The organism is Streptomyces spiroverticillatus, assembly GCA_014650415.1.
Classification (GTDB): domain Bacteria; phylum Actinomycetota; class Actinomycetes; order Streptomycetales; family Streptomycetaceae; genus Streptomyces; species Streptomyces spiroverticillatus.
In genome coordinates this window covers 106,890-121,912 of the sequence record BMUX01000021.1, presented here as the reverse complement: position 1 = coordinate 121,912, position 15,023 = coordinate 106,890, and the positions used below count along the sequence as shown (strand labels likewise).

12 protein-coding genes are annotated in these 15,023 nt (G+C 72.3%); 8 read left to right on the top strand and 4 right to left on the bottom strand.

The genetic code is table 11. From position 1 onward, the window contains the following. Window positions 1–178: 178 nt before the first annotated feature. The gene (locus IE269_RS36995) at window positions 179–1,768 is read right to left on the bottom strand and encodes an NADH-quinone oxidoreductase subunit NuoF family protein (protein WP_189827684.1); all 1,590 of its coding nucleotides are present in this window, start codon (window positions 1,766–1,768) and stop codon (window positions 179–181) included. Continuing rightward, complete coding sequence (locus tag IE269_RS36990) at window positions 1,765–2,478, bottom strand: ferric reductase-like transmembrane domain-containing protein (protein ID WP_189827683.1); 714 nt, start codon at window positions 2,476–2,478, stop codon at window positions 1,765–1,767. The genes IE269_RS36995 and IE269_RS36990 overlap by 4 nt, the downstream gene beginning before the upstream one ends. 490 nt (window positions 2,479–2,968) lie before the next feature. Between IE269_RS36990 and leuS the strand changes: the two genes are divergently transcribed. From leuS to IE269_RS36975, 3 genes are all read left to right on the top strand, one after another. Further along, on the top strand, window positions 2,969–5,854 hold the full coding sequence (gene leuS, locus IE269_RS36985) for a leucine--tRNA ligase (RefSeq protein WP_189827682.1): 2,886 nt from the start codon (window positions 2,969–2,971) through the stop codon (window positions 5,852–5,854). Window positions 5,855–6,064: 210 nt separating this feature from the next. Then, window positions 6,065–6,835, top strand: a complete 771-nt coding sequence (locus IE269_RS36980; RefSeq protein WP_189827681.1) for a hypothetical protein — start codon at window positions 6,065–6,067, stop codon at window positions 6,833–6,835. 149 nt (window positions 6,836–6,984) lie between these two features. Next, window positions 6,985–7,830, top strand: coding sequence for a DegV family protein (locus IE269_RS36975; RefSeq protein WP_189827680.1), 846 nt, complete (start codon window positions 6,985–6,987; stop codon window positions 7,828–7,830). A 179-nt stretch (window positions 7,831–8,009) separates the two neighbouring features. On the opposite strand, the gene IE269_RS43475 is transcribed toward IE269_RS36975, so the two are convergent. Then, window positions 8,010–8,336 (bottom strand): hypothetical protein, encoded by a 327-nt coding sequence (locus tag IE269_RS43475; RefSeq protein WP_229898523.1) that lies wholly within the window; start codon window positions 8,334–8,336, stop codon window positions 8,010–8,012. A gap of 199 nt (window positions 8,337–8,535) precedes the next feature. Here IE269_RS43475 and IE269_RS43470 point away from each other — a divergent pair, with 199 nt between their 5' ends. The 5 genes from IE269_RS43470 (at window position 8,536) to holA (ending at window position 14,474) form a co-directional block, all read left to right on the top strand. Further along, a complete protein-coding gene (locus IE269_RS43470; protein ID WP_308437006.1) occupies window positions 8,536–9,204 on the top strand; it encodes a ComEA family DNA-binding protein in 669 nt (222 codons plus the stop codon). Continuing rightward, window positions 9,201–11,882, top strand: a complete 2,682-nt coding sequence (locus tag IE269_RS36965) for a ComEC/Rec2 family competence protein (RefSeq protein WP_189827678.1) — start codon at window positions 9,201–9,203, stop codon at window positions 11,880–11,882. The genes IE269_RS43470 and IE269_RS36965 overlap by 4 nt, the downstream gene beginning before the upstream one ends. A gap of 316 nt (window positions 11,883–12,198) precedes the next feature. Then, complete coding sequence (locus IE269_RS36960) at window positions 12,199–13,098, top strand: YceI family protein (RefSeq protein ID WP_189827677.1); 900 nt, start codon at window positions 12,199–12,201, stop codon at window positions 13,096–13,098. Window positions 13,099–13,184: 86 nt separating this feature from the next. Next, window positions 13,185–13,430: a hypothetical protein gene (locus IE269_RS36955; protein ID WP_189827676.1), complete on the top strand. Its 246-nt coding sequence runs from the start codon at window positions 13,185–13,187 to the stop codon at window positions 13,428–13,430. A gap of 48 nt (window positions 13,431–13,478) precedes the next feature. Continuing rightward, complete coding sequence (gene holA / locus IE269_RS36950; protein WP_189827675.1) at window positions 13,479–14,474, top strand: DNA polymerase III subunit delta; 996 nt, start codon at window positions 13,479–13,481, stop codon at window positions 14,472–14,474. Window positions 14,475–14,726: 252 nt separating this feature from the next. Here holA and rpsT read toward each other — a convergent pair whose 3' ends face one another. Next, window positions 14,727–14,993, bottom strand: a complete 267-nt coding sequence (gene rpsT / locus IE269_RS36945) for a 30S ribosomal protein S20 (protein WP_189827674.1) — start codon at window positions 14,991–14,993, stop codon at window positions 14,727–14,729. Between the last annotated feature and the right edge of the window lie 30 nt (window positions 14,994–15,023).

Sequence of the window (15,023 nt, the reverse complement as noted above, 5' to 3'; positions counted from 1 at the left end):
CGGAGACAACTGGCGGCACGGATCCGCCGCTGCCCGGGCAACGATCTTCCATCCGGTGGGAAGCGATCTCCGAACTTCCCCTTTGCTGCCCTGGCCAGGACAATTCGCGAACACCCCACAGTAAAAGAGGCGGCCCGTCCCATCGGACGGGCCGCCTCTTTGTTGTGTCTCCTTGAGATCAACCGCGCCCCTGTTCCAAGGACTTGGGGGGTACGAGGGGTGCCTGCGCGGCCGAGGCCTCCTCGAGGCGCAGGGCGAGGGCGGGGCACCGGCGCACCGCGCGGCGAGCCCGGTCGTGCAGATGCAACGGGACCGAGGCGTCCGCGAAGGCGGGGTAGCCGTCGTGGCCCATCCGGATCAGCTCGGGAACGACGTCCGCGCACAGCCCGTGCCCCTGGCACAGGGTCCAGTCGACCTCCAGCCTCTCGCCGCTGGGTGCGCCTCCCCTGTGGTGGGACCCGGCACGGACGGGAGCGGGGAGCGGCAGCACGGCGCTCGTCGGGCGCCCGCAGCCACCGCCCAGGACATGTGCGGCCAGATCGTCGGTGAAGGTGTTCAGGGCGGACAGCAGGAAACGCACGGAACCGTCCGGGTGCTTGCACGCGCCGCGCCCCTTCGCCGCCTGCGTCACCTCGCGCAACGCCTCCAACGCTGCCTGCCCGCCGCCCTCCAGTACGTCAAAGAGCCCACCGGCGGCGGCGGGCAGCCCGAGCCGGCACGGACCGCACTGGCCCGCGCTCTCGGCCGCCAGCCAGTTCGCCACCCGCAGGGTCTCGCCCAGCGGGCAGGTCTCCGCCCCGATCGGCAGCAGGGCACCCGCGCCGAGCGCCCCGCCGAACGACGCCAGGGAGGCCCGTGAGACGGCGGCGTCGTGCGCGGCGCAGGCGTCGATCCAACTGCCGTGGTAGCCGCCGGTGAGGACGCCTTGGGGGAGCGGCGGGGCGCCGGCCAACTGCAGGACGTACCCCAACGGCACTCCCGAGGGAACCTCCAGCACCAGCGGACGGGCGACTGCGCCGGAGACGGTGAGCAGGACGGTGCCGGGCTCGTCGGGGACTCCGGTGCGGGCGTAGCGGCGCGGACCCAGTCTGGCGGCGACCGCGAGCTGTGCGTACGTCTCCGCATTGGACAGCAACGTGGGCGCGCCCGCCACACCGGACTCGGCGGCGCGTTCACGGCGACCGGGAGGGAGTGCGGGGCCGCCGTTCACCGCGCGGATCACGGCGGACGCCTCGCCGGACACCATGCGCTCGGGAGTGCGCACGATCCGGGCCCGGATACCGCGGTTGCGGATGCGGCGGTCGGTGAGACCGCGCTCGGCGAAGGCGTCCCGCACGGATGCCTCCGTCGAGTCGCGGGTGACGGCGACGACGAGAGTGCGCGCCCCGAGGGCTTCCGCGGCGAGCAGCGCGCCGTCCAGGACGAGGTGCGGGGCACGGTTGACCAGTACGGAGTCCTTGCGGCAGGCCGGTTCGCCCTCACTGGCGTTGACGACGACCACGGGGTCCACCCCACGTCGGAGCGCCGTCTTCGCCACGGCCCGCAGTTTCCGGGCGAACGGGAAGCCCGCCCCGCCCCGGCCGAGGAGGGAGACGTCCTCGGCGAGAGCGGCCAGACGCTCGCCCGGAACGGGAGCGAGCGGGCCGTGCACCCTCAAGTGGGTCGTCAGGTCGAGACGGGCGGCCCTGTCGAAGCCACTGGTGAGGTGCGGCAGGCCGACGGTGACCACGTGCGGGACGTCGGGCAGGGGTGCGTTGCGGGCGTTCAACTGCGGTCTCCTGTGGGGGTGCGCGCGTGCCGGGGCTGGGGCAGGGCGGCGCGGGCCGCCCTTGCGCGCGGCAGGCGCGGTGGGGTCCTGCGCTGCGACGGCGGCGCCAGGGCGCCCGCGACGATGCTCTTCTTGAGGCGCTCGGGTAGCAGGCGCAAGGACAGCACCGCGGACACCGACGCCAGGCACAGGGCGTACATCACGACGACCCATCCGGCGGCGGGCCGACCGGTGAACAGACCGTGCAGCAGGGCCGAGCACCACGCCGGGTACGCCAGCATGTGCAGCGCCCGCCACCGGCCCGGCAGCGCACGCCCGGGCGCGGCGAACGCGCTGCGCAGGGCCCCGGTGGTGGCGGCCGCGATCATCAGCAGCCCGGCCAGCGACCCGAACCCGACGAGGACCGCCGCGCCGGAGAAGCCGCCGGAGAACGGCAGCAGAGCCGCCGGCAGCGTGGTGTGGGCGAGCACCACCTTGACCGTGAGGTGCAGCACGAGGAAGGACAGGGAGGCGATTGCGGTGACCCGGTGCACCCCTTGGGCGATCAGCCGGTGCCGGGGGCGCAGCAGCAGCCGGTCGGTGGCGAGCAGCCCCCAGGCGACGGAGGCGGTGAGCGACACGAGGGTCAGCACCCCCGTGGTGAAGTCGAGCGCCGACCGCAGGCCGTCGCCGCCGAGGACGGCGACCAGCGGCAGCGACGCGAGCGCCAAGACCGGTATCAGGCGGGTGGACGCGCGTCGGGGCGGCCGTCGGCCGGGGGCCGGTGGTGTGGTCGGTGCGGCCTTTTTGTGATGCGCACGCGGTAAGAGGTTCATGGGGGAGGACTCCGGAAGCTCGGGAATGTGGTCCCGTGGCGGGAGGCTAGGCGGCCCGGTGCGGGGCGCAGGGGGGTTTGGTGGTTCCCCGGTGCGCGAGTGGCGTCGCCGGGTACGGTCCGCGCAGCACGGGACCCGCAGCCCCGGGGCACCCCGTACCGCCGTCTCATCCGGCAATAGCTCGATGCGACGCCCGTGACCCCTGCGGTACCCTGACGCCATGCGTGCCGTACGCCTTCTGCTTAGTGAGCCGCGCTGATCAGTCCCGACCGGTGAAAACACCTGGTCGGCATCGGCGCGGCGTCCCCTCCTGTGCGAGGGGATTTTTCATTTCCGCAGGCAGAGATCCGTAGGCAGAGACGAAATCGATGGAGCTTCGAAAATCATGAGCGAGATGAATGCCGCTGCCGCTGCCGAGACGGCAGCCGCACACCGCTACACGGCTGCCATGGCCGCCGACATCGAGGCACGCTGGCAGGACTTCTGGGACGAGGAAGGCACCTACGAGGCGCCCAACCCCGGTGACGGAGACCTGTCGGGCGACGCGGAGCTGGCCGCGAAGCCCAAGAAGTTCATCATGGACATGTTCCCGTACCCCTCGGGTGCGGGCCTGCACGTCGGCCACCCGCTGGGCTACATCGCCACCGACGTCTACGCCCGCCACCAGCGCATGACCGGCCACAACGTGCTGCACACCCTGGGCTTCGACGCCTTCGGCCTGCCCGCCGAGCAGTACGCCGTGCAGACCGGCACGCACCCGCGGACCTCCACCGAGGCCAACATGGCCAACATGAAGGACCAGCTGCGCCGCCTGGGCCTGGGGCACGACAAGCGCCGTTCGTTCGCGACGATCGACCCCGAGTACTACAAGTGGACGCAGTGGATCTTCGTTCAGATCTTCAACTCCTGGTACGACGCCGACGCGAAGAAGGCCCGGCCGATCGCGGAACTGGTCGCCCAGTTCGAGAGCGGTGAGCGTGCCGTTCCGGGCGAGCGCACCTGGGCGGACATGGACGCCGCGGAGCGCGCCGACCTGCTGAGCGAGTACCGGCTGGCGTACGCCTCCGACGCACCCGTGAACTGGGCGCCGGGCCTGGGTACCGTGCTGGCCAACGAGGAGGTCACCGCAGACGGCCGTTCCGAGCGCGGAAACTTTCCCGTCTTCAAGGCGAAGCTGCGCCAGTGGAACATGCGCATCACCGCCTACTCCGACCGTCTGATCGACGACCTGGACGGCCTGGACTGGCCCGAGGCGATCAAGCTGCAGCAGCGCAACTGGATCGGCCGCAGCGAGGGTGCCCGCGTCGACTTCGCCGTCGACGGCACCGCCGACAAGAAGATCACCGTCTTCACCACGCGCCAGGACACCCTGTTCGGCGCCACCTACATGGTGCTGGCGCCCGAGCACGACCTGGTCGCGGGCATCGTCCCGGACGCCTGGCCCGAGGGCACCCACGACGTGTGGAACGGCGGGCACGCCACCCCGGCCGAGGCCGTCTCCGCGTACCGCAAGCAGGCCGCCGCCAAGTCCGACGTCGAGCGGCAGGCCGACGCCAAGGAGAAGACCGGCGTCTTCACCGGTGCGTACGCGACCAACCCGGTAAGTGGTGAAAAAGTCCCCGTTTTCATCGCCGACTATGTGCTGATGGGGTACGGCACCGGCGCGATCATGGCCGTTCCCGCGCACGACACCCGTGACTTCGCTTTCGCGCGCGCCTTCGAGCTGCCGATGCGTTGCGTCGTCGAGCCGACGGACGGCCGCGGCGAGGACCCGGCCGCGTGGGACGACGCGTTCGCCTCGTACGACGGGAAGATCGTCAACTCCGCGGCCCCGGACACTGTTTCGCTGGACGGGCTGAGCGTCGTCGACGCGAAGATCCGTATGACGCAGTGGCTGGACGAGAACGGTTTCGGTGAAGGCACCGTCAACTACCGGCTGCGCGACTGGCTGTTCAGCCGCCAGCGCTACTGGGGCGAGCCCTTCCCGATCGTCTACGACGAGGACGGCATCGCACACTCGCTGCCCGAGTCGATGCTGCCGCTGGAGCTGCCCGAGGTCGAGGACTACTCGCCGCGCACCTTCGACCCCGAGGACGCCGACGCGCAGCCCGAGACGCCGCTGTCGCGCAACCAGGACTGGGTCAACGTCACCCTGGACCTGGGCGACGGCCCGAAGAGCTACCGCCGCGAGACCAACACCATGCCCAACTGGGCCGGCTCCTGCTGGTACGAGCTGCGCTACCTGGACCCGCACAACAGCGAGAAGCTGGTCGACCCGGCCGTCGAGCAGTACTGGATGGGCCCGCGCGAGGGCATTCCGCACGGCGGCGTCGACCTGTACGTCGGCGGCGCCGAGCACGCCGTGCTGCACCTGCTGTACGCCCGTTTCTGGTCGAAGGTGCTGTTCGACCTGGGGCACGTGTCGTCGTCCGAGCCGTTCCACAAGCTGTACAACCAGGGCATGATCCAGGCCTTCGTCTACCGGGACGCACGAGGCATCGCCGTGCCGGCGGCCGAGGTCGAGGAGCGCGACGGCGGCTTCTACTACCAGGGCGAGAAGGTCAGCCGCGTCCTGGGCAAGATGGGCAAGTCCCTGAAGAACGCCGTCACCCCGGACGAGATCTCCGCCGAGTACGGTGCGGACACCCTGCGCCTGTACGAGATGGCGATGGGCCCCCTGGACGTCTCGCGCCCCTGGGACACCCGCGCGGTCGTCGGCCAGTACCGGCTGCTGCAGCGCCTGTGGCGCAACGTCGTCGACGAGACGACCGGCGAGGTCACCGTCACGGACGCCGAGCCGGACGAGGAGACCCTGCGCGCCCTGCACAAGGCGATCGACGGTGTCGGCCAGGACATGGCCGGTATGCGCTTCAACACCGCCATCGCCAAGATCACAGAGCTGAACAACCACCTGACGAAGTCGGGCGGCCCGGTGTCCCGCTCGGTCGCCGAGCGACTGGTGCTGCTGGTCGCCCCGCTGGCACCGCACATCGCCGAGGAACTGTGGCGCAAGCTGGGCCACACCGACTCCGTCGTCCACCAGGACTTCCCCGTCGCGGACCCGGCGTACGTCGTCGACGAGACCGTGACCTGCGTCGTCCAGGTCAAGGGCAAGGTCAAGGCGCGTCTGGAGATCTCCCCGACGATCGGCGACGACGAGCTGGAGAAGCTGGCACTGGCCGACCCGGCCGTTGTCGCGGCGCTGGGTGGTGCGGGTATCCGCAAGGTGATCGTCCGCGCGCCGAAGCTGGTGAACATCGTCCCCGCATAACAGCGGGAAACAGTTCCGGCAGACCATCCAAAAACGCGTGAAAGGAGCAGCCGGGAACACTGGCTGAGGGCTTTCCCCTACGGGCAGGTTGGGGGTTCCGTTGGAACCTCTCGCCTGCCCTCTCCGTTTACGGTGGAGAAGCCGGTGCACTCGTGGACCGGTGGCCGGGTCGTCCAGCCCGGTCCGTCGGACCTATCGCGGAGGGGCGTCATGGAAGCTGTCGTCATCCTGATCATGGCGCTGCTCTTCTTCGCCTTCATCGGGCTGGGGGTGTACGTCACCGTGAAGGCGGTCGGAGCCGCCCGGCGCGGGGTGGACCGCACCATCACCCAGGCCCGGCGCACCGTCGAGGACACCACACTGCGGGCCAAGAGCTACGGCCAGCCGGGCATGGGAGGCGAACTGGCCCAGCTGCGGCTCTCGCTGCGCACGTCCATGCGGGCCACCCAGGAGGCACTGGCCACCGGGGTGTCCTCCGACGCGTCCCTGACGGAGTCCCTCGCCCTGTTCGAGCGGCTCAGTGAGTACGGTCACCAGCTCGACGACGAACTGCGCCGCCTGGAGCGCGACCCCGACAAGGAGCGCGCCGCCGACCGGATCCCCGAGCTTCGGGAGCGTACGGAACAGGTCGTTTCCTCCGCGGACTCGCTGCGGTGGGCGGCCCGCGACCGGGCCAGGAAATTCGCGGACGACGACCTCGCCTCGCTGAGCGAGCAGATCCGCATGGAATCCGGTGCGCTGCGGCACTGGGCCGCCGTCGAGCCGGAGCCGGAGGCGGAGCAGCACACGCCCCGGCAGAGCGGAACGACCGGCGGACCCGCGCAGACCTGGCCTCGGACCGCGGGCACGGGTCCCGCGCCGTCCGAAGGGAACACCGGCAGCACCGCGCAGTCCGGCCCGCAGGCGATTACCGGTCGCGACCCGAACCGGCAGACCGCGTACCCGTGGCAGAAGGCCCCGCGCCCGGAGAGCACCACCTGACCTCCTTGTCGGCACCCGAGGCCGTCGTTGACCCGCCAGAGGGGCACGGCGGCCCAAGTGAGGCGTGAGGGGCGACAACCGGCCCTGCGACGGCCGGTGCCGAGGGGCCGGGCTGCCGCCGGGCTTCGCCTGCGGGTAACCTCCCGCTCATGTCCGCCCATGTCGCGATCGTCACCGATTCCACGGCCTATCTGCCGCACCCGACGATGGAGCGGCACGGCATCACCGCGGTGCCGCTGACCGTCGTCCTCGGCGATCAGGCGCTCGAAGAGGGCACCGAGATCTCCGCCCGCTCGCTCGCCCAGGCCCTCCAGAAACGCCGGTCGGTGACCACCTCCCGGCCGAGCCCCGAGGTCTTCGCGGCGACCTACCGGGCGGCCGCCGAAGCCGGGGCGACCGGCATCGTCTCGCTGCATCTGCCGGCCGAGCTCTCGGGGACGTACGACGCCGCCGTGCTCGCCGCGAAGGAGGCCCCCGTGCCGGTACGGGTGGTGGACACCGGGATGGTCGCCATGGCCCTCGGGTTCTGCGCCCTGGCGGCCGCCGAGGTCGCCGAGGCCGGCGGCACCGTGGACGAGGCGGTGGCCGCCGCCGAGAAGCGGGCCTTCGGCACCTCCGCGTACTTCTACGTCGACACCCTCGACTACCTGCGACGCGGCGGCCGCATCGGTGCCGCGCAGGCCCTCCTCGGCTCGGCGCTCGCCGTCAAGCCGCTCCTCGCGCTCGACGACGGGCGGATCGAGATGCTGGAGAAGGTGCGCACGGCCTCCAAGGCCATTGCCCGGCTGGAGGAGATCGCCGTGGAGCGGGCCGGGGGGCGGGCCGTGGACATCGCGGTGCACCACCTGGCGGCCCAGGAACGCGCCGACACCCTCGCCCAGCGCCTGCGCGAGCGGGTGCCGGGCATGGTCGACCTGCACGTCAGCGAGGTCGGCGCCGTGATCGGCGCGCATACGGGACCGGGGCTGCTCGGCGCAGTGATCTCGCCGCGCTGAGGTTCCTCAGAACCCAGCAAATCCCCCGAAGGAGTGGGCGAGTTTTCCACAACTCGCAGCTTATCCACAGGATTTGACCAAGATCAGCGGTGCTGGGCGGATCCGTCTACCGTCCGGTCCATGGCTCTTCGATCACGCAACGAAACGACAGGACCGGGCCGTGCTCCCGGTCGCCGCACTCACTTCTCCTCCCGTACGAGGCTGCGCGCCCCGTCGGCCGGACGACCCGGCAGGCGCGGGGCCGCAGCGGCCGCCGCAGCGCTGTCCCGGCAGAGGGCGGACGCCCTTCTGGCGCGACCCGTGGCGGTGGTCCGGGCGCTGGGGGCCAAGGTCTCCGCCACCGGAGCCGCAGGCCCCCCGACGGCCCCGGCCGCCCCGCCCGCGGCAGTGCGTCCCTCCGGCGGGCGGCCGACGGGGCCCGCAGCGGCCTCACCCCCTTCCTCCTCGCCGTCGGCCGTGGCCCGCTCGGCGGTCTCCTCGCTCGCCGCCGCCCTGGCGGTGACCACGGCTGCACGGCCCCGAGTGCCCACCCCGCCCGCCCCGGCTCCGCTCCCGTCTGTCCGGCCTACCGCCCTGTCCGGTGCAGCGGTTCCGCCCGGAGCGACGGTTCCGCCGGGAGTGCGCCGGCGCGGTGCGGGCGGGCTGAAGCGGGTCTGGGCCGCGGCCCGGGAGCGGGTGCCCGTGTGGGTGCAGGTCCGGTGCGGCATGGAACCCCGAACACTGGGCGCGCTGGCGGCCGTTCTGGTGGTCTCAGCCGGGTTCGCCTTCCACCACTTCCTCTCCGGTCGCCCCGAGCCCGTACACGTACCGGAGAAGACCGGAACGCCCGGGACGGCCGCCGCGTCCCGGTCCCGGGCGCCGCTGTCCCAGCCCTCGTCCGGCCCCGCGCCTGTTCCCGCGCCTGTCCCCGGCCCGGGGCAGGTGCCGCAGGCCCCGGGCGGTGCCGTCGTGGTCGTCGACGTGAGCGGCAAGGTGCGGAAGCCGGGCGTGCTCCGGCTGCCGGCCGGATCGCGGGTCGCCGACGCGCTCCGGGCGGCGGGCGGGGTCAAGGCAGGCACCGGCACCGAGGGGCTCAACCGGGCCCGGGTGCTGACCGACGGCGAACACGTGGTGGTGGGCGGACCCGCCCCGCCACCCATGGTCGGCGGCGTCGCGGCCGGTCCCGGTGGCCGACCGCCCGTCGTACCGGTCAGCCTCAACAGCGCGACGGTGGAACAGCTCGACACGCTCCCGGGCGTCGGCCCCGTTCTCGCCCAGCACATCGTCGACTACCGCATCGAGCACGGCGGCTTCCGCTCGGTGGAGGAACTACGGGAGGTCAACGGGATCGGCGACCGCAGATTCACCGACCTCCAGAAGCTCGTACGGCCATGAACCGTTCCGGCTCCCACAGCCCGCCACAGGACCAGGAGCCTTCCTCCGCCGCCCCGTCCCGCCAGGCCGTGCACGCAGCCTCCACGCACCGGCTGGGAGCGTCGGACCCGCACCAGGAGGGGCCGACCGACCTGCGGCTGGTGCCGCCGGCGCTGGCGGCCTGGGCAGCCGCCGCGCTGACGGTGGGAGCACCGGCGGCCCGAGCCGTCGCCCTCCTCGCGGTGGTCCTGGCAGGAGCCGTCGTGGCAGCCCTGTTCACGGCACGCGGACCGGCGACCCGGGCAGAGGACAGGGCCGACGGAGCCGACGGAGCCGACGGAGCCGACGGAGCCGACGGAGCCGACGGAGCCGACGGAGCCGACGGAGCCGACGGAGCCGACGACCGGGGGCCCACAGCTTCGGCGGCTGCCGGAAGCGGGCGGACCCAGCGCGTCACCGCCGTCGTCACCGCCCTCCTGTGCGCCGCGGCGGCAGCCGCCTCCGCCGCACTGCACTCCGCCGACCTCCACCGCGGCCCGGTGCCCGAACTGGCCCGCAGGCACGCGGTGGTGGAGGCCGAGGCGACCGTCACCGGTGATCCCCGGCGGACCCGGCCCCGGGTGCAGGGCGACCGGGCGACACCCGGCACCGTCGTCCTGGACGCCGAGATCACCCGGGTCACCACCACGGACGGCACAACCATCGCCGTACGCACCCCGGTGCTCCTCCTCGCACCCGTACGAGGGCCCACCGGACAGTGGCTGCGGCTGCTGCCCTCCACCCGGCTGAAGGTGACCGGCGCCCGACTGGCACCGCCGATGCGCGAGGACGACCGGATCGCCGCCGTACTGCGGGTGCCGGGCGGCGGCGGACCACGGATCCTCGCCCCGCCGACCACCGTGCAGAGCACGGCCGGGGGGCTCAGAGCCGGTCTGCGCGAGGCCACCGAAGGACTGCCGCAGGACGCCAGGGCGCTGTTGCCGGGGCTGGTGGTCGGCGACACCTCCCGGATGGAACCGGACCTGCACGACGCCTTCCGGGCCACCGACCTGGTGCACCTGACGGCGGTCTCCGGCAGCAACCTGACGATCATCCTGGTACTGCTCATCGGCCCGCCCTCGCTCGCCCTGCGCGCCGAGCGGCGCGGGCTCGCACCCCGGCTCGGACTCTCGCTGCGGACCACCGCACTGTGCGGAGGGGCGCTCACCCTCGCGTTCGTGATCGTGTGCCGTCCGGAGCCCAGCGTCCTGCGGGCCGCCGCCTGCGGTCTGATCACCCTGCTGGCCATCGGCACCGGACGCCGCCGTTCGCTGATTCCCGCGCTGGCCGCCGCCGTACTTCTGTTGCTCCTGTACGACCCCTGGCTCGGCCGCAGTTACGGGTTCCTGCTCTCCGTGCTGGCCACCGGTGCGCTGCTCACCCTCGGCCCCCGCTGGAGTGCGGGGATGCAACGGCGCGGAGTGCCGCCGCGACTGGCCGAGGTGCTCGCGGCGGCCTGTGCGGCGCAGGCGGTGTGCGCCCCGGTGGTCGCGGTGATGGCCGCCCGGGTCAGCCTGGTGGCGATCCCGTGCAACCTCCTTGCGGAACTGGCGGTGGCGCCCGCCACCGTGCTCGGGTTCGCCGCCCTGGCCCTGGCACCGGTGGCGATGCCCGCCGCCGAGCTGCTGGCGAGTGTCGCCGGCTGGCCTGCGGGGTGGATCGCCGCAGTCGCCAGGGCCGGGGCCGCGCTGCCGGGGGCGGAGATCGACTGGCCGGGCGGCTGGCAGGGCGGGGCGCTGCTGGCGTTGGTGACTGTCGTCGTGGTGCTCGTGCTGCGCCGGGCGCAGCGGCATCCGTGGCTGAGCCTGGCGTGCGTACTGCTCCTGCTGCTCGCGGTGCTGCGTCCGGCGCCGCTCACCGGGTTCCTGCACCGGTGGCCGCCGGAGGGATGGCGGTTCGTGCTGTGCGACGTGGGGCAGGGAGATGCCACCGTGCTGGCGGCGGGGGAGGGAACCGCCGTGGTGGTCGACACGGGACCCGACCCGGTGCGGGTGGACCGGTGCCTGCGCGATCTTGGCATCACCCGCATCCCCCTGGTGCTGCTCAGCCACTTCCACGCCGACCATGTGAGCGGGCTGCCCGGGGTGCTGCGCGGCCGGGACGTCGGCGCGATCCGGACCACCGTGCTGGCGGCGCCGGCGGAGCGGGCGCAGTTCGTCCGCCGGACGGCCGCACGCGCCGGGGTGCCGGTCGCCGCCGTCCGGGCGGGGGAGCGGTACCGCTTCGGCGCACTCGACGCGTGGGTGCTCTGGCCGCCACCGCCCCCGGCCCCCGTACCGGGCGAACCCAACGACGCGAGCGTCACCCTGTTCGTACGGTACGAAGGGCCCGGAGGAGCGCTGACCCTCCTGCTGCCGGGAGATCTCGAACCGGCCGCCCAGCAGGCCCTGTCGAGGGCCCATCCGGCGCTGCCCCCGGTGGACGTCCTGAAGGTGGCGCATCACGGTTCCGCGCGCCAGGACCCCGGGCTGCTGCGCAGGGCGGCGCCCCGGCTGGCTCTGGTCCCGGTGGGGCGCGACAACCCGTACGGGCATCCCGCGCCCGCCGCCCTGGCGGCCCTCCGGGCGCTGGGCGCGGTGGTGCTGCGTACGGACAGGGACGGGGCGGTCGCCGTCACCGGCAGCGGTGGAGAGCTGGAGGCGGTGCCGTCGGAGGACTGATTCCAGCCGTTGCGGACGAGCGCCCGGCAGCAGGCCGCGTACCGGGGCCGGGCCGTCTCCACGAGGTCTCCGCAACTTGCGCCCGGACTTCGGGATTACTCCGGGTAATGGGTTGATGACCAGCGTGTATGCCTAAGCGGAATGCTCAATTCAGACGTCAGGGACACCAGGACCCATCTCCGTACCGAGCCTCTCGTTTGCCTCGAACGCCTCAGTGGTGATCGAATGCTTTTTCGTCAAAGGGTCGCCATCCCGACGGTTCGTCGTGCTTCGTCGCGCCCCTGCAGCAACGAATCGCACGGGGGTGCGCAAACCCATGATCTCCCGCTGGCTCGGCCGACGTTCGACCTCCGCAAGCCACGCCAATCCGCTCTCCGGACTCTCCGTCCCCTCCTCCGCCGGAGTGCTCACCTGCCGGGTTCTCGACCCCGTCAGCGAGCCGGTGCGGCAGGCCGAGTTCGTGGTCACCGACAGTGCCGGGCGCCGCATCGTGGGCGGCGAGACCGACCCGTACGGCACTCTCGTGGCAGCCGTCCCCGCCGGCGAATACCGGATCGCCGTCACCGCCGAGGGCTTCACCCCCTACCGCGGCAGCGCCACCGTCACCGAGAGCGGGCACTCCGGACTCGGTGACATCTCGCTCCAGGTCGCGGCCCCGCCGCAGCTCCCCGACCCGGGCGAGTGGGAGATCGACCTGATGCACTCCCAGATCAGCTTCTCCGCCCGGCACATCGGCCTGGCGCGCATCCGGGGCCGGTTCAACAGTTTCGCGGGCGCGGTGCGCATCGGCGAGCGCATGGAGCACTCCGCCATGCACGTCATCATCGACGCCGCCTCCATCGACACCAACGTCAAGATGCGCGACGACCACCTGCGCTCCAAGGACTTCTTCGACGTCGCGAACTATCCGACGATGGAGTTCTACAGCGACCGTTTCGTGCACCGCGGTGGCAGCCGCTGGGCCATCACCGGCGCGCTCACCCTGCACGGCGTCAGCCGCACCGTCACCCTCGACAGCCAGTACCTCGGCATGGGCAACGGAATCCAGGGCGAGACCCGCGCCGCCGTCCACTCCACCGCCGAACTGCACCGCGAGGACTTCACCCTCACCTGGCAGACGATGCTCGGCCACGGCATCGCCGCCGTCGGCTCCTCCATCGCCGTCGAGCTGGACATCCAGATCATCCCCAAGGGATCGGGCGCCCCGGCCTCCTGAGCAGGCCATTCAGTAGCCCCGGGCATCCAAATCTGTGGCGTCCCCGCCGGTGCCGCCGGCCGGACCGCGTACCGGACAATGTGCACGTGAGCGATGTACGACATGTGTTGGTGCTGCCGGACCGGGACGCCGCCGAGGAGGTGGCCCAGGAACTCCCCGACCGTTTCGGCACGGCGGAGGAGCCCCAGCTCGTCCGGGACGCGCTGGCGGGCGAGGACGACGCCGAGGACGCGCAGTGGCTGGTGGTGGTCGAGGACCCCGAGGAACGCCTCGACCCCACCGCGCTGGACGCGCTGGCCGCCGAGTACGAGGGGTGGCTGGAAGCACCGTAGAAGGCACCCTGCGGGCACTGTCAGTGCCCCGTGGGATGCTTGACCGCGATGGCCACCAGGAAGAATTCGACCGACGACCCGCTCGCCCCCGTCACCCTCGCCGTGGGGCAGGAGGACCTGCTGCTCGACCGCGCCGTGCAGCAGGTCGTGGCGGCGGCCCGCGCCGCCGACGCGGACACCGACGTGCGCGACCTCACGCCCGACAAGCTGGAGCCCGGCACCCTCGCCGAGCTGACCAGCCCCTCGCTCTTCTCCGAGCGCAAGGTCGTCGTCGTGCGCAACGCACAGGACCTCTCCGCCGACACGATCAAGGACGTCAAGGCGTACTTCGGCGCCCCCGCCGAGGAGATCACCCTCGTCCTGCTGCACGCCGGCGGCGCCAAGGGCAAGGGACTCCTCGACGCGGCCCGCAAGGCGGGCGCCCGCGAGGTGGCCTGCCCCAAGACGACCAAGCCCGCCGAGCGCCTGTCGTTCGTACGCTCGGAATTCAAGGCGCTGGGCCGCTCCGCCACCCCTGAGGCGTGCCAGGCCCTCGTCGACTCCATCGGCAGCGACCTGCGCGAGCTCGCCAGCGCGGTCTCCCAGCTGGTCGCGGACGTCGAGGGGACCATCGACGAGGCGATCGTCGGCCGGTACTACACGGGCCGCGCCGAGGCCTCCAGCTTCACCGTCGCCGACCGCGCGGTCGAGGGCCGGGCCGCCGAGGCCCTGGAGGCCCTGCGCTGGTCCCTGTCGACGGGCGTCGCCCCGGTGCTGATCACCAGCGCCCTCGCCCAGGCCGTACGGGCCATCGGCAAGCTCGCCTCCGCACCGCGCGGAGCCCGCCCCGGCGACCTGGCACGGGAACTCGGCATGCCGCCCTGGAAGATCGACCGGGTGCGCCAGCAGATGCGCGGCTGGTCCGCCGACGGGGTCGCGGTGGCCCTGCGCGCGGTCGCCGAGGCGGACGCGGGCGTGAAGGGCGGCGGGGACGACCCCGAGTACGCGCTGGAGAAGGCCGTGGTGGCCGTCGCCCGGGCAGCGAGGTCGCGGGGCGCCCGCTAGGCGTGCGAGGCGCTCTGCGGGCCCGTGAACGGGCCCGCAGGGGAACGTACGGAACGTACGAAAAAGCCGGCAGCCCCGGTCTCCGTCCTGGGGAAGGAAGGAGACCGGGGCTGCCGGTTCACACTGTTTCCACCGCGCCCGCGTGGCGAACGCGTTTCGGTGCGCGGCGGGGGTGCCGGGTCAGGAGCGGTAGAGAGGGTCCGCTGGGTCCTGACGTCGACGGTGTACTACAGGTACCTCAGAGGTGATTGCTCAGCCCTGCAGGGAGTTCACCTGGGACGCCAGCGCCGACTTCTTGTTGGCGGCGGCGTTCTTGTGGATGACACCCTTGCTGACGGCCTTGTCGAGCGCACGGGAGGCATCGCGAACGGCCAGCGTGGCCTTCTCGGTGTCACCGGCGACGACGGCCTCGCGGGCCTTGCGCACGGCGGTCTTGACCGAAGACTTGACGGCCTTGTTGCGCAGGCGCGCCTTCTCGTTGGTCTTGTTCCGCTTGATCTGGGACTTGATGTTCGCCACGAAAGAGCCTTTACAGGTTCGGTTGGATCT